General features: G+C 39.5%; 21 protein-coding genes. 2 read left to right on the plus strand and 19 right to left on the minus strand.

What is annotated here, in order from left to right:
* The 17 genes from kdsB to EO113_RS07035 form a co-directional block, all read right to left on the minus strand.
* The gene (gene kdsB / locus EO113_RS06960) at positions 1 to 732 is read right to left on the minus strand and encodes a 3-deoxy-manno-octulosonate cytidylyltransferase (RefSeq protein WP_127135908.1); all 732 of its coding nucleotides are present in this window, start codon (positions 730 to 732) and stop codon (positions 1 to 3) included.
* Between the two features lies 1 nt (position 733).
* Positions 734 to 1,861, minus strand: coding sequence for a tetraacyldisaccharide 4'-kinase (gene lpxK / locus EO113_RS06965; RefSeq protein WP_127135909.1), 1,128 nt, complete (start codon positions 1,859 to 1,861; stop codon positions 734 to 736).
* A 61-nt stretch (positions 1,862 to 1,922) separates the two neighbouring features.
* Positions 1,923 to 3,227, minus strand: coding sequence for a 3-deoxy-D-manno-octulosonic acid transferase (locus EO113_RS06970; RefSeq protein ID WP_127135910.1), 1,305 nt, complete (start codon positions 3,225 to 3,227; stop codon positions 1,923 to 1,925).
* 3 nt (positions 3,228 to 3,230) lie between these two features.
* Entirely contained in the window at positions 3,231 to 4,958 is a 1,728-nt protein-coding gene (msbA, locus tag EO113_RS08200; RefSeq protein ID WP_127010759.1) for a lipid A export permease/ATP-binding protein MsbA, read from the minus strand.
* Positions 4,959 to 6,095, minus strand: a complete 1,137-nt coding sequence (gene lpxB / locus EO113_RS08205) for a lipid-A-disaccharide synthase (RefSeq protein ID WP_009353711.1) — start codon at positions 6,093 to 6,095, stop codon at positions 4,959 to 4,961.
* A gap of 2 nt (positions 6,096 to 6,097) precedes the next feature.
* On the minus strand, positions 6,098 to 6,922 hold the full coding sequence (locus EO113_RS06980; protein WP_009353707.1) for an LpxI family protein: 825 nt from the start codon (positions 6,920 to 6,922) through the stop codon (positions 6,098 to 6,100).
* A 142-nt stretch (positions 6,923 to 7,064) separates the two neighbouring features.
* Complete coding sequence (gene lpxA, locus EO113_RS06985) at positions 7,065 to 7,877, minus strand: acyl-ACP--UDP-N-acetylglucosamine O-acyltransferase (RefSeq protein ID WP_009353663.1); 813 nt, start codon at positions 7,875 to 7,877, stop codon at positions 7,065 to 7,067.
* A gap of 26 nt (positions 7,878 to 7,903) precedes the next feature.
* Positions 7,904 to 8,338: a 3-hydroxyacyl-ACP dehydratase FabZ gene (fabZ, locus tag EO113_RS06990; protein ID WP_009353694.1), complete on the minus strand. Its 435-nt coding sequence runs from the start codon at positions 8,336 to 8,338 to the stop codon at positions 7,904 to 7,906.
* 1 nt (position 8,339) lies between these two features.
* Complete coding sequence (lpxC, locus tag EO113_RS06995; protein WP_062401956.1) at positions 8,340 to 9,170, minus strand: UDP-3-O-acyl-N-acetylglucosamine deacetylase; 831 nt, start codon at positions 9,168 to 9,170, stop codon at positions 8,340 to 8,342.
* Between the two features lie 13 nt (positions 9,171 to 9,183).
* Entirely contained in the window at positions 9,184 to 10,083 is a 900-nt protein-coding gene (locus EO113_RS07000; protein WP_038144801.1) for a lysophospholipid acyltransferase family protein, read from the minus strand.
* Between the two features lie 23 nt (positions 10,084 to 10,106).
* Entirely contained in the window at positions 10,107 to 11,138 is a 1,032-nt protein-coding gene (gene lpxD, locus EO113_RS07005; RefSeq protein WP_127135911.1) for a UDP-3-O-(3-hydroxymyristoyl)glucosamine N-acyltransferase, read from the minus strand.
* 30 nt (positions 11,139 to 11,168) lie between these two features.
* Positions 11,169 to 11,618, minus strand: coding sequence for an OmpH family outer membrane protein (locus EO113_RS07010; RefSeq protein ID WP_062401960.1), 450 nt, complete (start codon positions 11,616 to 11,618; stop codon positions 11,169 to 11,171).
* A 12-nt stretch (positions 11,619 to 11,630) separates the two neighbouring features.
* Entirely contained in the window at positions 11,631 to 12,611 is a 981-nt protein-coding gene (locus tag EO113_RS07015; RefSeq protein ID WP_127135912.1) for a hypothetical protein, read from the minus strand.
* 12 nt (positions 12,612 to 12,623) lie between these two features.
* A complete protein-coding gene (locus EO113_RS07020; protein ID WP_009353684.1) occupies positions 12,624 to 13,103 on the minus strand; it encodes an OmpH family outer membrane protein in 480 nt (159 codons plus the stop codon).
* Positions 13,104 to 13,123: 20 nt separating this feature from the next.
* Positions 13,124 to 14,356 (minus strand): hypothetical protein, encoded by a 1,233-nt coding sequence (locus tag EO113_RS07025; RefSeq protein ID WP_127135913.1) that lies wholly within the window; start codon positions 14,354 to 14,356, stop codon positions 13,124 to 13,126.
* A 39-nt stretch (positions 14,357 to 14,395) separates the two neighbouring features.
* The gene (locus EO113_RS07030; protein ID WP_127135914.1) at positions 14,396 to 16,561 is read right to left on the minus strand and encodes an outer membrane protein assembly factor; all 2,166 of its coding nucleotides are present in this window, start codon (positions 16,559 to 16,561) and stop codon (positions 14,396 to 14,398) included.
* A 29-nt stretch (positions 16,562 to 16,590) separates the two neighbouring features.
* Positions 16,591 to 17,091: a hypothetical protein gene (locus EO113_RS07035; protein ID WP_127135915.1), complete on the minus strand. Its 501-nt coding sequence runs from the start codon at positions 17,089 to 17,091 to the stop codon at positions 16,591 to 16,593.
* A 247-nt stretch (positions 17,092 to 17,338) separates the two neighbouring features.
* Here EO113_RS07035 and EO113_RS07040 point away from each other — a divergent pair, with 247 nt between their 5' ends.
* Both EO113_RS07040 and EO113_RS07045 read left to right on the plus strand, forming a co-directional pair.
* Positions 17,339 to 17,851 (plus strand): DUF805 domain-containing protein, encoded by a 513-nt coding sequence (locus EO113_RS07040; RefSeq protein WP_009353721.1) that lies wholly within the window; start codon positions 17,339 to 17,341, stop codon positions 17,849 to 17,851.
* Positions 17,852 to 17,856: 5 nt separating this feature from the next.
* Positions 17,857 to 18,423, plus strand: coding sequence for an SHOCT domain-containing protein (locus EO113_RS07045; RefSeq protein ID WP_127135916.1), 567 nt, complete (start codon positions 17,857 to 17,859; stop codon positions 18,421 to 18,423).
* A gap of 177 nt (positions 18,424 to 18,600) precedes the next feature.
* Here EO113_RS07045 and EO113_RS07050 read toward each other — a convergent pair whose 3' ends face one another.
* Together EO113_RS07050 and EO113_RS07055 are read right to left on the minus strand one after the other, a co-directional pair.
* Positions 18,601 to 19,527, minus strand: coding sequence for a dihydroorotate dehydrogenase (locus EO113_RS07050; protein WP_127135917.1), 927 nt, complete (start codon positions 19,525 to 19,527; stop codon positions 18,601 to 18,603).
* On the minus strand, positions 19,527 to 20,294 hold the full coding sequence (locus tag EO113_RS07055; RefSeq protein WP_127135918.1) for a dihydroorotate dehydrogenase electron transfer subunit: 768 nt from the start codon (positions 20,292 to 20,294) through the stop codon (positions 19,527 to 19,529). Before EO113_RS07055 ends, EO113_RS07050 begins: the two co-directional genes overlap by 1 nt.
* Positions 20,295 to 20,298 lie beyond the last annotated feature (4 nt).

Here is a 20,298-nt window from a genome sequence, read left to right on the forward strand (position 1 = left end):
TTATGCTTCTAATTGGTGAAATATTTCATTCACTCGTTCTAAATCTTCTGGTGTATCTACTCCAACAAAGCGCTGGTCTGTAGTAATGACTCGGATCGTATATCCATTTTCTAAGGCTCGTAACTGCTCTAAGGATTCAGTTAATTCTGCTGGTGTCGGTTCCATCTTAGCATATGTTAATAGAAACTGACGATTATATCCATACATACCTACATGCTTGAGTGGAGGAACCACAAATGCATGTCTAGGGTGAGGAATTAAAGATCGAGAAAAATACATCGCATTCCCTAGTCGATTTACAATTACCTTGACAGCACTAGGCTCATTATATTCTGATTCTAACAAAGGACAGCCTACCGTCCCCATTTGTAAGGTTGAATCTTCTTTGAATTGACGTGCCAATGCATCGATAACAGAAGCATCAATCAGTGGCTCATCACCTTGTACATTAATAATTACATCAATATCTGTTCTTGCAGCTGCTACTTCTGCCAATCGGTCAGTGCCAGTCAAATGGTCGGCTCTCGTCATCATCACTTGCCCACCAAATGCAGTAACCGCATTATACACACGTTCATCATCAGTAGCCACGATGACCTCATGAATTTCAGTGGCTTTTGATACTTGTTCATAGACCCGTTGAATCATTGGTTTATTACCAATCATCGCTAAGGGTTTACCCGGCAATCGTGTCGATCCATAGCGCGCTGGAATAATACAAGCTATACGCATATTACTTCCCCTTTGCTATTTGCAAAACATAGGATTTAAAATCTTCTTCACCTTTAGTAAATGCAATACCAATTACTAATACATAGACAGGAATCTGTAAGTCTCGTATGGCCCGTACTTGTGATAACTTGACCGCATCCTTTTCTGTGGTGATAATCCCTTGGATACCAGTTTTAAAACAACGTTCCCATAATTTCACCACATCTTCCTCAGAATAATCATGATGGTCTCCAAAACTCATCATATCCTGTACAGTGAATCCATAACTTTTTAAATTAGAAATGAACGAACTCGGTTGACCGATTCCACTAATGGCTAGTAAAGGAGTACCGTCATAGTCACTAATATTATGAATCGGTCCATTATGACTCCATTCTTCCATCGTTTGAAAGCCCACAGTTTGATGAATCGTTTCAGCTACCGGAACAAGTGGCGCTAAAGCATAAATATCTTCGCGCAATGTCTCCAATTGTTCTGAATCGATTTGATTCGTTTTCGTTAACACAATGTACGTGGCACGTTTCAAATTTTCCAAAGGCTCACGTAAGAGACCTCTTGGCAACACTGCGCCATATCCAAATGGATGACTGGCATCAATTAAGACAATATCCGCCTCACGACCTAATGCTCGATGTTGAAATCCATCATCTAACACAAGTACATCAGATTGTAGTTCTTCCACTGCAATCTTAGCAGACTCTACTCGTTTTGATCCAATAATGACATTAGCATTCGGCAATGTTTTGGCCAATAACCACGCCTCATCACCACTAATGAAAGAGGACACATCCACCGTGCCTTGTCTAGAAACAACGATAGGCTTTTTATTATTGTCCGCTTTGTAGCCACGGCTCAACACGCTTACGTTATGATGTGCTGTATCCAATGTTTCGCATACATAGCGTACCATAGGAGTTTTACCAGTACCACCCACTGTAATATTGCCTATGCTAATAACTGGCACTGCTACCCGTTGCACACGCTTGGGGTGATTGTAGCGCTCATTTCGATATTCTATGACTCTTTCATAGACCTTACTAGCCTCTTCTAAACCACCACGCAGGGCATCTCCTAAGGATCCTCCCATCTGTCCGCTGATGATATGCTTAAAGAGTTGTTCTCCTTTCATGAGTTAACCTCCTCCGTATCCCCTTAGTATAACTTAGGATATTAAAACTAATATGAATCGATTATGGCACTATGTGAAAGCGTTCAAAAAGACGGCGTAACTCCTCTGTATTGCGTTGTGTAGCTCCCCGATTTTCACTGACTACTTCCAAGCAATGACGACTCATCTCTTCTCGCATAGTATGGTTAGCACACAAAGTTTGCAATACTCTTAATAATTCTCTTTCATCATGTACCATTGTACAAGCACCACGGGAGCTCAACAAACTATAGATTTCCTTAAAGTTAAACATATGTGGTCCTACAATAATTGGCTTACCATGAGCAGCTGGTTCCAATATATTATGACCTCCAGTTTTTACTAAGGATCCACCTACAAAAATAATATCCCCCAAACTATATAGACGACCTAATTCACCGATGGTATCTAAAATCACTACTGGAATTTCTTCATGTACAGGTTCTGTCATAGCACTACGACAAATCGCTTTCAACCCATATTTTTGAGATAATGCTTTTACATCATGGCCACGCATAATTTCGCGAGGTGCAATCAGTAATCGCGCATTGGGATAAGATTGTAAAATTTCTTTAAACGCTTGAAACAACTTATCCTCTTCCCCTTTATGGGTACTACCTGCCACGATAATAGGATGATTATGTCCAAATCCAAACTCATGTTGCAATTGTTCTTTTTCTTCATCTGTTACCGTTGCATAGGTTTGATCATATTTCGTATTCCCTGTAACGGTTACCTCTTGTACATTTGCCCCTAATACAGTGATATATTCCGCATCTAATTTAGATTGCATACAGAATCGATCTATGGACCCCAACATATCATGCATAAAAGATTTAATATGCATATACCGTGACATAGAACGATCACTGATACGACCATTGACCATCATAACTGGAATCTGTTCAGCTTTGGCAATACGAAGAAAGTTTGGCCAAATTTCTGTTTCTACCAGTAAAATAGCAATGGGCTTAATCGTTGTCAAAATTCTTCGTGTCAAAAATGGTAAGTCTAAGGGGAAGAAAATAATCCCTTCTGCTTCTGGAATGATGCGGCGTGCCATGGCATGTCCAGTAGCAGTTACCACAGATACAACTACAACTGCATCAGGAAAGCTTTTTTTGATGTCTTTCACCAATGGGCTGGTAGCTACAATTTCGCCTACAGAAGCCGCATGCAACCAAATAGCCCGTTTACCTTCAATTTTTTTCATCAATGTGCTAGGCATGAATCCTGCACTTTGTTTGATCCGCTCGTAGAATCCTTCTTCAAAGGCCAAACGGTAGAGAATCACCGGTATCAAGCCAATCCAATAGATAATGAGAAGTATATTGTATATCCAATACATAGTTTATCCTTTTCTGGCAAATTGAACAGAATATAAATGGCTATATAAGCCATTCAACGCTAATAATTCATCATGTGTGCCTTCTTCTACAACACAACCTTGCTGTAAGACCACAATATGATCGGCATGTTTAATAGTACTCAATCTATGAGCAATGACTAGAGCCGTTCTATTTTTCATTAGTCGTTCTAACGCTTCCTGTACAATCTTTTCACTTTCAGTATCTAAGGCTGAGGTAGCCTCATCAAGAATTAAAATGCTCGGATTTTTCAAGATAGCTCGTGCAATAGCAATACGTTGACGCTGACCACCCGATAAAGAGTTACCTCGCTCTCCCACAATCGTATCAAATCCATTCGGTAATTTTTCAATAAACTCATAGGCATTCGCTGCTTTAGCCGCCTCAATGATTTCTTGTTCAGTAGCATCTAAGCGACCATATAAAATATTTTCACGTACTGATGCATTGAATAACATCGTATCTTGTGGCACTAAACCAATATTTTCTCGTAAGGATGTAAATGTGACATCTCGCACATCTACACCATCAATGCGAATAGCGCCACCTGTTACATCATAAAAACGTGGTAACAAGTTCGCTATCGTTGATTTACCAGCTCCAGAAGGACCAACAATCGCCACGGTTTGCCCTTGTTTCACCGTTAAGTTGACGCCTTTTAAAGCTAAATTATCTTCATCATAAGCAAATTGTACATTGTCGAATTCTACAGTTCCTTGTACATCTGTTAACGCTTTTGCCGTTGGTGATTCTTTCACATGAGGTTCTGTTTCTAAAATATCAATGACACGATCTCCTGCTGCCATTGCTTTTTGCAAGTTACCATAGACTTGAGTTAAGCGTTTCACAGGGTTAGATAAGTTAATAGCATAAATTAAGAATGCAATCAAGGAACCTGCTGTAATATAACCTTGCACTACAGAATATCCGCCATACCATAAAATAATCACCACTGCAATAGCAGCTGCAAATTCCACCATAGGCCCCATGACAGCTGTTAATTTTGTAGCTTTCATAGCAGCATCAAAGTTATTTTGGTTCTCTTGTTCAAATCGCTTAAATTCATATGTTTCACGAGCAAAAGAACGAATCACGCGCACCCCTGAGATAACTTCTTGTAAAAACGCCGTAATATCCGCTGTTCTACCTTGTACCTCATGACCTGCAGAGCGCAATTTTTTACCAAATATATTCGTTAATCCTAATACAACAGGCACAATAATCAATGTTAAAAGGGATAGTTTCCAATCCAAGTAAAACATGAAGACTAAGGACCCTACTAAGGTAACTCCTTCTGTCATAAACGATATAAGGTTATCTACAATAGCTTGTTGTAATGCACCTACATCACTAGTCACATTGCTCATGATAACCCCTGTTTTACGGCGGTCAAAATAAGCTTGGTCTAACTTTTGTAAATGCTTAAATAAGGTTTCACGAATATCGATAACCACGCGCTGTCCTACATAAGCCATCATATAGTTTTGCCCATAGGTAGCAAATCCACGAAGCAAGAAAATTACTAAAATAGCAATCACAATTAATGTTAATAAGCCTAAATCTTTATCTTGCAATACGCCATCCACTACATTTCGGATTAACCATGGTACCACTAAATACCCCATGGCAGCTGCAATCATACAAAATATCCCTAATATGAGTCGCATCCTATATGGCACAATAAATGCCAATAGTTGTTTATAACGATTCATTTACGCCTCCTTCATTGCGACTGATGCAATGACATCAGCTACACGTTGCACCGCTCCCGGTGCCCCTAATTCTACTTTCACTTGCGCTAAATCAGCTTTCATCTGCGTATATACCGCCTCATGATCTAAGATATTAGCTAGTTCTCGTTCTACATTTTCTGGCGTTACATCCCCCTGTAATAACTCAGGAATAATGCGACGCTTCGCCATAATATTAGGCAATCCAATATGATCTATTTTTACCAGTAATTTACCAATTCCATACGTAACAGGTGCCACTTTATAAATTAATACAGTAGGTACATCCATCAAGGCTGTTTCTAAGGTAGCTGTCCCTGAAGCCGCAATACATGCGGTACAAATCTGCATTAAATCATAGTTATGACCTTCTGTAACAGTGACTGGTACAGAATAACTTTGTAAAATTCTGTCAATATCTTCTCTAGGTATTGTATGTGCCCGTGGTAAGAAGAACTTCAAATCTGTATGATTTTTATATAACCGTTCTGCTGCTGCCAGCATTGTTGGTAATAACCCTTCTACTTCTTGTTTACGACTACCTGGCATCAAAAGAATATTACGACTCCTTGTATCTGCACCAAAATGAGCAAGCGCTGCTTCGACGGACATGGTAGGATGTACAATATCTACCAAAGGATTCCCTACAAATTCCACATCTACACCAAATTCACGGTATGCCTCTGCTTCAAAAGGAAAAATAGAAGCTACTTTTGTCACCGTTTTAGCGATATCCTTGCCTCGTCCTTTATTCCAAGCCCAAATGGTAGGGGCAATGTAATACACCACAGGTATATGTAATTCTTTTGCCACCTTCGCTAACTTCATATTAAAACCTGGATAGTCAATACACACCAACACATCTGGCTTTTCTCGTAGCATAGCTTCTTTTAAGAAGCTGCGAAGTTTAAAAAATGTGGGCAAATGTTTTATTATTTCAACAATACCGATGAACCCTAGTTGCTGAATATCGTATATAATATTCACACCCGCTTCCTTCATCAAGTCTCCGCCCATGCCAAATAGTTGTGCTTTTGGATATGCCTCCAATAAAGCCTTTGCCACACTGGCACCATGCGTATCTCCTGATGCTTCACCAGCAGAAAACATAATCTTCATGCTTACTCCTCATCCGGCCCTTCTACGGCACAGATTACGATACCTAATTCGTTTGCTTTTTGCAAAACTGCTTCTTGCTCAACAAAAATCGTCCGTTTCGCCTCCATAGCTAGGACCTTGCAGTTACCGGTAATCATAGATTCTAACGTCTTCATACCTACCGCTGGAACATCAAAACGTACGTCCTGATTAGGTTTTGCAGTTTTTACCACCACAGCCCCTTCACGACCCAAGGCACCGCCTCGCTTGATACACTCATCGGTTCCTTCAATGGCTTCTATGGCCATCGCCGCTTGTTCTTTCACTACTACGGTTTGTCCAATGTCAAGTGCACCCATTTGTTTCGCTAAGGTAAAGCCAAACTCAATATCTAATTGCTCCACCTCTGTTGGTTTTCTCATTGTCATGACACCTACTGGTGGCATAAGAGATCTCATATATTTTGTTTGATCCGCTACCGCTAGTCCTTCTTTTTCTAATTCCTCTACGATAGCTAGCATGATCGTATCATCTTTACGATTGCGCAAACGATTCAACAATTTGATCGTACGCATATCTGGTATGGTTGTTATCTTTTTATACAGATGTTCTTTTGTTACTTTTCCTAACATAGTCACATCTGTGACGCCCTCTTTAAGGAACGTTTTAATCACTGTATCTGATTTAAAGACGCTGATTTGGTAGTATGCATCGGCCTCTGCTTGTAATTCAGGAGCTCCCTCTGTTACAACAGAAATGACCACAACTTCATAGCCTTCATGTTGAGCAGCTCGCATAAATTCAACTGGCAGATTACCAATTCCTGCAATCAATCCTACTTTCGCCATAACGCCTCCCACTAACTTTTAATTATAAAAATTCTAATCTATATTATACCATATATAGGGCATAAATGGCATGAAAGTTCACAATAAAAAATACATGGAAAAGCATACATTGTATGCTCTTCCATGTATTATAATTCCATTATTAATCTCTGCGTACGCGCATGATACCACGATCTGCATTGCGTAAGAAACGTAGCATGTGTTCAATCTCAACAGAAGATATTAAATTCAATTCCATTTCTTCAATTGCTTTAGACAGACTATAGCCACTGCGATATAGAATACGAAATGCCTTCTTCAACTCACGACGCACTTCTTCAGATACTCCAGCGCGAGCTAACCCTACAGAGTTCAACCCAATTACATGCGCTGGCTGTCCATCCGCAATGACATAGGGAGGGATGTCTTGTACGACTTTCGCCATACCACCAACCATAGCATTACGACCAATTTTTACAAACTGATGAACCCCTGCAATACCTCCAATAACCACGCGATCTTCTACAATTACGTGACCTGCAAGGCCTGCACAGTTACTCATGATAACATTATTGCCTACGATACAGTTATGCGCCACATGTGTGCACGCTTGGAACAAACAATTGTTACCAACTCGTGTCTCTTCCCCTTCACCAGTAGCACGACTGATAGTTACGAATTCACGAACTACTGTATTATCGCCAATAATACAATAACTTTTTTCACCTTTAAATTTTAAATCTTGTGGTTCCAAACCGATAGCACAACCTGGAAAAAATTCATTATTTTTACCAATCGTTGTCCAGCCACCAATAACTACATTAGCGCCAATTTTAGTACCATCTCCGATTTCAACATGTTCTCCAATGACTGCACCAGGACCAATAATAACATTTTTACCAATTTTTGCATCTGGATGTATGACTGCAGTACTATGAATTTCAGATGTTGCATTTTCCATGCCAACTACGATCATCTGTGTCACTCCTTACATTTTGAAAGTTATTCTGGCTTCACTAAGGCGAACATGTACTCACCACTTGCCACCAATTTATCACCTACATACGCACGACCTTCTACTTTACCCATACGACCTTTGATTTTTACTACATCAGCCTCGATGCGTACTTGATCACCAGGTTTAACTGGATGACGGAAACGTACTTTATCTATACCTGTAAACATTGGTGTTAAGCCACGATTTTCTTCAGGATACAAGAGTGCAATACCACCTACTTGAGCAATTGCTTCTGTAATCAATACACCTGGCATCACAGGGTTACCTGGAAAGTGACCCATGAAATGTGGCTCATTGAAAGTACAATTTTTAAGACCTACCGCACGTTTCATTGGTTCCATTTCAATAATACGATCTACCAATAAGAATGGATAACGGTGTGGTAGAATTTCCATAATTTCTTCAATTGTAAGAATCATGTTATGCCTCCTCTTGCATTTCTTTTAAAATTTCTCGACTTAATCGCGAGTTTAAATTATGACTCGATTTCACAGCAATAATATGGCCTTTTAGATGGCCCACCAAGAATAAATCGCCTAATATATCTAAAATTTTATGACGCACCAATTCATCTGGAAAATTAAGTTCCGATAAACAAGTTGTATCATCATAGACAATCACGTTTTCCGTGGATCCGCCTTTAGCTAATCCCATCGCTTGCAATTGTTCGATTTCTTTTGTAAAACCAATCGTTCTTGCTGGCGCAATTTCTGTAGCAAATACATCAGGATTAATCTCATAATCTGCATGTTGCGTACCTAGCATAGGATGACTATTAATACTTGTAAAAGTGACACGGAATCCATCATAAGGACGAATAATGATAAATTTATCTTCTTCATAGATACCATGAGATTTTTTCACCACATAAACTTGACGGTCTGCCTCTTGTTCGATAATTCCTGCCTCTTTGATAAGCTGCACAAATGTGGCTGATCCACCATCAGCTATAGGAGGTTCCGGTGAATTCAATTCAATAATACAGTTATCAATAGCCATACCATAAAAAGCTGCTAAAATATGTTCAACTGTAAATACTTTTGCCTCACCCTCTTCTAATGTGGTAGCACGCATCGTATTTGTTACATTACGAATGTCCGCTTTCACAGAAGGAGTGCCCGGCAAATCTGTACGTACAAAGGTAATCCCTGTATTGGGCTCACTAGGAAGGATACGCATTTGCACAGGTAAACCGCTGTGTAATCCAGCCCCTTCATAGCTTATTGCTTTACTAATTGTTTGTTGTTTCATAAGGACCTCCTTTCTACAGTTTTTGGTTCATCACATCTGGTGGTACTTCTATGGTATCACCATAAAAGCGACGTGTCCATTTCCATCTATTATGAAGCCAGAACCAATCTTCTGGATATCTTCGAATATAATCTTCCACCCATTCATTGAGCATCGTCAATGTAACCGCAATATCACGTTTCCGCTCTTCTGTTTTTTCAGCGTATACAGGTGGATGTACAGTAATTTCGTATTTCTCAGTATATTCATTAAAACGTATTGTTATAGGAATAATCGGCACATCCTGCATACGAGCCATTGCCGCAGGTCCTACGGGAGTCAATGTTTCATAGCCAAAAAACGGAACCAACTGACCTTTATCTCCTGGATCCTGGTCCATAATAAGACCTATAAAAGAACCTTGTTGCAGTTCTTTTACCATTTCACGAACACCTGTTTTATAAGTGACGTGTTGTTTCATAAGCGCACGATATTCATTGATAAATTTGTCCGCATCACCTTGTTGCTGCATCGCTACTGAAATCAAAGGATATCCTTCAGATGCTAAAATACCTCCTAGTAATTCCCAGTTTCCACTATGGAGAGCAATAATAATAGCACCTTTTCCATCTTCTTTGGCATCTTCTAGATATTCTCTACCTTCCATGGTGAACATCTCTTTGTATTTACCATCTTTAATTTCAGGATAACGAAGCACATCCACAATCATACGACCAAATCTTGTCACACTGGCTTTGGCAATTCGTTTTGCCTCTACAGGATCATCTGTAATGCGACAAAATAATATTTGTCCAATGGCCAATCGTTTTCGATTGCTTGGTGTAAAAATCCATCCTAATTGTCCTAATAGATACCCAATAGCATATTGCATTCGATACGGCAAAGCACATAGGATAGCACTTAACACTTTCATACAGGTATATAACATATCTACACCTATTTATCTTCTAATTTAGCTTGTAATGCAGCTACTTCTTTTTCTAATGCTTTTAACTGTTTTACCATATCTGGTAAACGGCTTTCATAGGCAGCTAATTTTAACCATTCTTTATGTGGTCGCATTGGGAACCCTGCATAAAGTCCATTCGATGGCACATTACCTGTAATGCCTGTTTTTCCTGCAAAAGTAACATTATCACCAATTGTAATATGTCCTGTACAACCAGTTTGTCCAGCAAAGATAACATGGTTACCACATTTTGTACTACCTGCGATACCGACTTGGGCAATTAAGAAACAATCTTCTCCAATTTCTACATTATGGCCTAGGTGAACTAAATTATCTATTTTAGTACCACGACGCACTAAGGTAGATCCCATAGTAGCATTGTCTATACAAGAACAGGAGCCTACTTCCACATCATCTTCTAAGATAACATTACCTACTTGTGGAATATGTGTGTGCTTACCATTTTCAGTAGCAAAGCCGAAACCTTCTCCACCTACAACAGCATTCGCACGTAAGACAACTCGTTTTCCTAAAATACAGTTCTCATGCACAATGGAACTTGCATAAATCGTTGTACCTTCACCAATACGCACATTATGTCCAATATATACATAGGCGTGTAATGTAACATTATCGCCAATAATAGCATTATCATAAACTACACAATAAGGTCCAATTTTTACATTGTTTCCAATTGTTACATTCTTGCCAATAATTGCGGTTTCATGAATCCCCTCTGGAAATACCACCGGAGGGTGAAATACTTCTAGCAATTTAGCAAAAGCTGCTTTTGCATTAGACACCACAATTTGAGGAGTCTCACACCCTTCAATTTTAGCATCTACTAACAAAGCTCCTGCTTTACTATCTTTGGCAAACTCTCTATAATCACCGATAGCAAAACTGATAGCATGGGCTGCACCTTGATCTAAACTGCGGGCTTCTTCAATATTAATGGAACCATCGCCATATACAGTGCCCTCAACCAATTTGGCTAGGTCTTCTACTGAAAACTTCACTATGAAGCCTCCTTACTTTTTACTCTCTTATTATTTACTAGTTTCTCCGGAGGAAGCACTTTCATTCATTTTTTTAAGCACATCTTCTGTAATATCAACTCCACCACTTACAATGGCTTGATCATTCGCTACTACAGTCAACTCTTTTTCTTTTGCTACAGCTTGGATATTGGATTCCACATAGGCTTTAAACTCTTTACCTTTTGCTTGTCCATAAATTTGCAATTCCTGTTGTGCATTTAATTGTGTTTGTTGGAATTGCTCTTCAGTTTGTGTACCTTGCACTTGAGCTAAACGGTCTGTAACTTCCTTTTGTTTAGCTTCCATTTCTTTATTAATATCTTTAGCTTTTTGGCTTTCTTGCACTAACTTTTCAGTATTTACCACACCTACTTTTTCACTTGATCCACAACCAGCTACTAAGCCTAATGCACATACCATCATGGCACCTGTAGCCATACGTTTCCACATTGATTTCATCACTTTACTCCTTTATTGTCCATACGATTGAATGATTTCTTCTGTTAAATCCATACCCGTACGATCTGTAATATGATCTACCAGCACTAAATCTAACTGTTTAGTTCTAGCCAACACTCCTGCACGAACTCGAATATCTTCTAAAATGGCATCATGTAGGGCTTGTACTTCATCCCGTTTTTGTGCCAATCGTTGTTCCCATTCTGCATCCCACAAAGTGGTGCCCTCACGGTGAACCTTAGCCAACACTTCTTGTTGCGAATCCACCAGACCTTTCATAGATTGATCTCGCTGTGCCCCTAAGGCTTTTGCCTGCTCAGTAGCATAGGCACTTAACTTCTGCTGTGCTTCTGTCTGGGCAGGTACCATCGCCTCAGCCACTTTGGCTTCTAGATCTTTCCATTGTTGAGATCCGTTGATACGATGACTCCGTTGTGCTAACAAATCAGATAATCGTTGTTCCTTCTCAGCTTTTAGAGTGTCCCAACGTTTTCGTTGCTCTTCATCAATCGGCTTTACTTTCATTTCAGTTGTTAACCACAATTGTAAATTTACAATTTCTATATCTGCTTCACTAGGTTCTACTTTGTAATTTTTACGATATTGTTCAATCAATTCACGTTGCTTAGTCGCTAACTCTTGATTTAACTCAGCTTCACGTAAGGCAATTTTTGTTTGTAGCTCCTGATTCAAACTTTCAGTTAAATTTGATTCTAACTGTTTTAGATGTTCTTCAGATTTTCCCACTTCAGTACCCAATTTAGATTTGAGAAGTTCATCCTCTCTGTCCCGTTGAGCCTCCAGTCGTAACAATTCTTTCTTTTGTTCATCATAACTATGAAAGTTTGGATGCTTTTCTACTACCTCTTGCAAACGTACAACCCCAATCCGTGGTCCTTGCAAAGCCACAGGCTGATGATGTACATAATAACTACCAATACTAGCAGCACATACAAATATACCTAATAAAGCGAAGATAGGTCCTTTTCCCATTTGGATGTTACCTTATTTAGTTTCTGCTAGCTTCTTGCTCACTTGATCCGTAATATCAGTACCACCAAACAATACAGATTCACGGCTCAATACCACGCTAAGGCCTTTGCCATCAGCTACTGTTTTAGAAGCTTCATCTACACGTTTTTTTAGATTTTCTTGAATTGTTTGTTGTTTTTCTTGCATCTTTTGACGAAGTTCATTAGATAATTTAGCCTTACCTTCTTCATCTAAATTAGCAGATTTTTCATTAAATTCTTTTTGTAGTTCTTCATTATAGGCAGCATATTCTTGTTGTGCATCTTGCACTAAGTTTGGATTGCTTTCTACAATTCGCTGCATATCAATAACACCGATATTGCTCACTGCATTGGAACCACCATGTCCCGCCATCTGTGTATAGGCCAAAGCCCCCACACTGATGACAAAAAGAATGCCTACAATGATAGACACTGTTTTTACATTCTTTTTATTATTCAATAAACGCATCATAGTGTATCTACCTTCTTTCCTTATATTCGTCCTATTAGGCGTAACCATCGATCCTGGTCACCCCAGACATATTCTAATCGTAAATATTCATGTACATCATAAGAAAGAGCAAATTCATTAGCTTTCGCAGTTATATCTCTTTCATATCTTGCATTCCAACGTGTACCAATATTTTGGTATACAAAGCCATGATGGTGATGATTCGGCAGGCTGTATTGATAACCTACCTTTGTATCTTTACTGAATTGATACCCATACGATGGCGCAAAAGACCATTTCAAACGATTGGGTAAAAACTCTGTTTCTAAATACCAATCATGAGGACCTCGATGAACCCCCGTATACACTCGTAATCCTACAGAATCCACACCACGCCCCATATCCAAATACCCTTCGCCTCGAAGGATATACTTAGAGGAATCCACGTGAATGTCTAATCTTGTGTCCGTACCTACCTGAAGTTCTGGAGTCATGGTCACACCAAATTGCGTAACACCCCGACTTGTATTAAGTTCTTCTTGTATCTCCGATTCTATCATCAACTGATGACGTCGCACAAACGACACAGGTAGTCCCTCTAATTGTTGTAACTTTTTTTCATAATATTGACGCATATTATAAAAAAGAGCACTCGGTAAAGTATTAGAGTGAATAGCCACATCTGTACGATGTACGCTATTACCATGAGGTACTAAATATACGGTAGCCTTTGCTAATTCTCCACCTACAATATCAATTTGTGGTGTAAATTCAGGAAGAGTTCCTTCTAATTCACTACGAATTGATTTTTGAGCTAATGGTGTAATCCAATCTAAGGACTCCAGGGATGCTCCCAAAAGAATTTGCTCTAACCGGGGCTTTACATTTCCTATATCTCTATGTATGAGAGATTGTCCATAAGGAGATATATTCCCATAGTTAAACTTAGTTTCTATAGATTGCACCACATTTCCATAGGGTTCTAATGTAAGGCGCATATATATAGATTCACCAATATCCATAGATATAGATTTTACCGTATATCCATATAGAATGCGATCCACTACATCTATTGTAGCCTTTTCATAGGCCTGTATAGATTCCTTGATATAAGAATCCTCTTTACCTTTGTATATATAGGAAGCTGCACCTTGAATGCTAGCTACCATACGTGTTTTTAAGGCTGCTGGAATCGTTCCTGTTGTACTGTGTAGGTCCACATCCACAGTCTGAACAGGCGCTCCGTAGACGGAGGGAATCCCTAATGTAACCATTAGGAAAGCCCCTCCTATCCATTGTTGTATAGTCATCAATTAGAATTGTCCACCAAAGCTAAAGTGGAATTTCTTTTGATCTTTACTAATACCATAGTCGATACGTACTGGACCAATTGGTGTTGTCACACGCACGCCGGCACCTACAGAAACATTAAATGTTTTAGAATGTTTGAACCAAGGTACATTTGGTGCATCCCATGCATCACCTAAATCTGTAAATAATGCACCGCTTACTTTATTCCAAATTGGGAAGCGATATTCTGCCGTAAAGTTGTACATTTTTTTACCACGGTATTGATCATCCTCATAGGCACGAAGAGAATCAGAACCACCGATTGTATATAATTGGCTATATGGTAAATCGCCCATTGCCCAACCTAATCTTGCACGGAAGGCAAGAACTTGTTTATTACCTACTTTTTTATATGTTCTAGCTTCACCAGTGAATTTATAGAAGTTAAAGTCACCACCTAAGCCATGACCACCCCATTGTAATGTACTGGATAAACGTTTACCACGTGTTGGTTCGTATACATTATCACGGGAGTCAAATACTTTTTGCCAGCTAATGCTGTTTGTTGTGCCAAAGTTATGTTTTAAATAGCCATTAGTTACAAATTCATAATTGTTTCCTGCAACAGCACCTACTGTTTTGTTAATGCGATTATCAAATCTTGGTCCATTAAAGGCATCTGTATCATAACGGAAACCACTGGAATCTTTAGTGTCCCAAACATAAGTATCTTTACGATGCTCTAATGTGACATAATCACGAGTAAACTCAGCAGTTTGGCGACCTAAGGAAATATTAAAGCCATTAGATTTTCTATCATAGGTAGCCACAGATTGGCCTTTTTCATTGTAATCTGTATATTCATTTAATTGATTGTAGTAGGTTACCCCTAAAGATGTGCCTTTTCTATCAATCCATGGACGCAAGTAGGATACAGAGTAGTTTTTGTAACCTGCTGTACCGCCGAACTCCCAGTGAACTTTCACTTTATCACCAGTACCGCGTAAGTTTTCTTCACCCACTTCTACGATACCTACAAAGCCATCAGCACCAGAATAACCTGCACCTAATGTAATCGTACCTGTTTTATGTTCTAGTACGTCTACTTCAATGTTCACCATTTCTTCTGTGGAGCCTTGTGTTAAACGTACATTTACATCATCAAAGAAACCTAAGTTATATACTTTCTCTACAGAACGACGTACTAAGAATTTATTAAATGGTTGTCCCACTTTTTGGTTAAATTCACGAGTAATCACACGATCTTTAGTCTTTTTATTACCATGTGGAGTAATACGTTCTACAATACCTTCTACCACAGATACGTGTAATACACCATTGTCATCTACAGCCATATCTTTTACATGGGCTAAAATATATCCATCACGTTGGTACGCTGCGTTGATACCTTGTACTTTTTCACCAACTGCAATAGTATTTAACACAGTGTTAGGTTGTACACCTAAATAGTTCAACAATACATCTGTTTTGTATACCGTATTACCCTCTACAGACACACCTTTAATCACTGGGTTTAATGTTACATGATATGCTACTTTTACACCTTCTGGTACTTCTGTAAATACTGGTGTAATTTCTGAAAGAACACCAGAACCACCTAGGTTGGCAATCTCTTTAGAGATTCCTTCTACTGTAACAGCATCACCAATTTTACCTTGTAATAAAGAAAGGAAAGCCGGTTGATTTGCTTGGTCAAGACCTTCAATAGAAATATGAGTGATCGTTTTGCCTACATATTTTTGTAACTCCGCTTCAGTTAGGGATGTAAAGTAACGAGCTTGTACTTGAGGAATTGCTGTTTCCACACCTGCCGCCTGTGCTTCTTCTAATTTATCACCACCAGCTTTTGTGATAACTTTAACTTCTTTGTCATTAGTAGCTAAGGAAGAGTTATCAACACGTTTACGTTGTTCTTCAATAGCATCACGTTGTGCAGCCTCAGACAAACCTTCACGAGCTGCTGCAATCGCTGCCTCTGTAGCCGTATCACCAGAGGCTACTGTTTCTTGGCGTTTAGTATTTTGCTTTCCTAAATCCTCCATGGATAATTTAGCAATTGTTTTGCCACTTTCAGTCGTAGTAGCAGTATCAGCAAATACTGGAGTTGTACTGATTGCCGCTAGGACAGCAAAGGTTAAAAATTTCTTATAAGATAGGTTTCCCTTCATATATGTTCCTCCTTAGAATATAAAAGGTGCTAATCTCGCAAAATACGTCCACCAGTTTGCACTGCATGTACCATGTCTTTCGAGCTAATAGTAGGATCTTTTCTAGGTTCCACATTGGGCTGTGTTGTTACAGCATGATTGCTTTCTATCACCGTCTCAACGGGCTTAGGTTCAGCCTGTTCTATGGTTGGTGATTCTTTCACTACCACTGTGGAAGGCACAGGTGCAGGTTTCACCTCTACCTTTGTTTCTATGACAGGAGTATGTGTTACGTGCCCTGCTTCATGTTGTGATAGCCACCAATGTGTTATCCCTATGACTCCTACTAATGCAATAGTTAACATAGCTCGTTGTGCGTAGGACACAATAGAGGGTTTACCCTCATTCATTTGCTTCATCTCCGCTTGAGCCAAGAATAAATGAAAGTTCCCCTTCACACTTCCCTTTGTAGCATAGGACTTAGCTGCTGCATCTAACCAAGCACGAACCATGCGAATGCGTTTTTCCATAGGTGTTGTTACAGGTTCCATACATTCCTCCTTTCATAACTATATAATCGTAGTTAGAAAGAAAAAAGTGAACCTATTTCTTACTATCTTTACTATTATACCAATGAACCGCTATTTTGCCTATTTTTTTCTACTAACTTTCTTTATACTACTCTATTTTTTTAATATTTTAATGAAGAATCTATTTCAATTTCATTCCATTTGACCACAGTTCGCCATATATCCTAATCTATGCTATACTTATTCATAGCATATAAGGAGGTTCCTTATGGACATACTGATTAATATGGGCCTATCATTTCTAGTAGGTGTAGCAGCCCTCTTTCTTTTACTTGCGCTAGAACCACACAGTCATGGCGTATTAAATTCATCAGGTCGGATGAACCGATTTCAATTTATCATTGGCATACTATTTTTATCTGCTACTATGCATATTTTTAATATGTTTATCCAACAACTATTAGATGTAGTTGTAATATTGCCGGCTTATTTTGGCATCAAAGCATTAGCTTACGCAGGATATATCATATTGCTCCCTCTATACTATACCCTATACATACGACGATTCAATGACATCGGATTACCAGGTCGTCTCCTTGGTATACTATTGGGTATGTATATTATTTGTACAAATTTATATCTACCATTAAAGAATATTTATATTCTGCACACTATTATTGTAGTAATTATACATGGATTCTTATCTTGTTTCCCTGGTTCTACTGGAAACAATCGCTACGGACCTCCTAGTCCTTGGCCAAGCAAACGTAAGAAAGGATAGTGATTATGGGACTTTTCGATTGGTTCACGCAAACTCCAGACCATATCATAAGCTATGCCCCTGGCGGTCATACATTGCAAGTTAAAATTACTTACAACACAAAAACAGGTCTATTTACGTATCGTGGTCGCTATGGTACACGTGCTAAGTTTTATGATACAGATATCGATCATATCGACAACAAAGAGGTGAGTCGTACCCATCGAGTCTTGCTCATTCAAGGTCGAGATACCTGTCTTGCCACATTAGATGTGTTGACTAATTTAGTAAATGAAAATTTACAAGCATGGATTGAATCTCGTGGCTCTGTAGCCTATGATTATGATCAACAACAACGTGGCTTATGGGTTAATACAGCTGCTGTGAAAGCTGCCATCGATGCAGGTCCTCCAGTGGAAACTTCTACCATTGAAGTAGAGGATACATCAGAGAATACTACCACATCTGATGTAGTACCAGCCTTGAATGATCCCATTCTTCGTATCAAACAGTTAAAAGAACTCCTTGATATGGGGGCCATTACTGACGAAGAATTTCAACAGAAAAAAGAAGAATTACTCAATAAAATCTAAACACTAAAAGGACTGTTGCCAGTGTCTCTTTCACTGGAACAGTCCTTTTCTGTATTGTATTCAAAGTTCTCTTCTTTAGGGCTTTCCCTGTATCGATATATTTCCTGATAACCACTCTGATTTTAGATGTATTGCTGACACTATAAACCTATTACAGGAGATATACATTTTCTCTTATTAAGGCATAATAATGCCACCAACTAAGTTCGATACATGATCGATGTGTTGGCTTTCACAATAAGCACTCATTTCACTAGCGATGATACCAATAGCTCGTGGATCTACCATCGTTGCCGTCCCCACAGACACGATGTCAGCTCCTACTAGCATAAATTCTAAGGCATCTTCACCAGTCATGATGCCGCCGCCCCCCATAATTGGGATTTCAATAGCTTGTGCCACTTGATGTGTTAAGCGCAATGCCACTGGTTTCACAGCTGGACCAGATAAACCACCATAGATATTCCCCAATAATGGTTTACGAGTCCGTAGATCTACAGACATCCCTAATAGGGTATTAATCATACTGATACCATCTGCACCTGCCGCTTCTACAGCACGAGCAATCTCTACGATATCTGTTACATTGGGTGATAATTTCATAATCACTGGCAAATCTGTATGCCCTTTTACCGCTTTACATACAGCAGCCGCACTCTCCGCCTGCACACCAAATGCCATACCTCCGCATTTTACATTAGGACAACTAATGTTGACCTCTAAGGCTGCTACACCTTCGACGGTCAATGTTTTTGCCATATATTCGTACTCTTCCAGTGTATTACCAGAGATATTGGCAAAAATTGGCACATCATATTGTTTTAAATTTGGCAATATATCTGCTACGAACGCTTCTGCTCCTGGATTTTCTAATCCAATACAGTTCAACACCCCAGATGGTGTTTCAGCGATACGTACACCAGCATTACCAGGTCGAGGAGTAGGTGTTAAACCTTTTACAGAAATCGCCCCTACCTCTGTATCAAGGTCTAAATATCCATCATATTCCAATCCGAACCCAAAAGTGCCCGATGCTGCTATGATAGGATTTTTCATGGAGATACCACAGAACTCCACTGCTAATTTAGGATCTACAGTAGCCATTAGTAAAACACCTCCTCAGCAGGGAATACAGGACCATCTTTACACACTTTATATCGTGTGCCACTTTTACCTTGGCATGCACAGCCTACGCAACCACCGGTACCACAACCCATGCGTTCCTCTAAGGACACTTGGCAAGGCACTCCCATTTGTTGAGCTACAGCGGCTACCCCTTTCATCATTGGTGTAGGACCACATGTCAAGACCGCATCAAACTGCTCTTCTTTCATCAGCGTTTCCATCACAGACGTAGGATATCCTTTAGTACCCAGTGAGCCATCATCTGTGGTGATATGTACAGTCACAGGACTATCTTTAAATAAATCAGCCCAAAATGATTCACTTGCATTACGGAATCCTAATATCACATGAGCCTCTTGACCTGGTTGTAACCGATCAGCGATACATAGCATAGGCGCAATTCCAACACCACCACCCACTAATAACATGCGGTCTGCAGTGGTAAAAGCTTGACCTAATGGTCCCAAGCAATCTAAGGTATCCCCTTCTCGTAGCTGAGTCATAATCTCTGTACCTTTACCTACCACACGATATAATAAGTCGATGGTACCTGCTTCGGCATCAAAGCCGGCATAACTGATAGGTCTGCGCAACAAGGGAGCTGTGCCCCCTGTGACGCGAACATTGCAAAACTGTCCTAGTTGTGCCTCTTTTGCTTGTTTGGGTGCATATACGGATAGTCTCCATACATCACTGCCTATTTGGGTGTTATGAATCACTCGACCCATTTCTACATATCCACTCATTTAT

Source organism: Veillonella sp. 3913 (assembly GCF_003992235.1).
Taxonomy (GTDB): Bacteria; Bacillota; Negativicutes; order Veillonellales; family Veillonellaceae; genus F0422.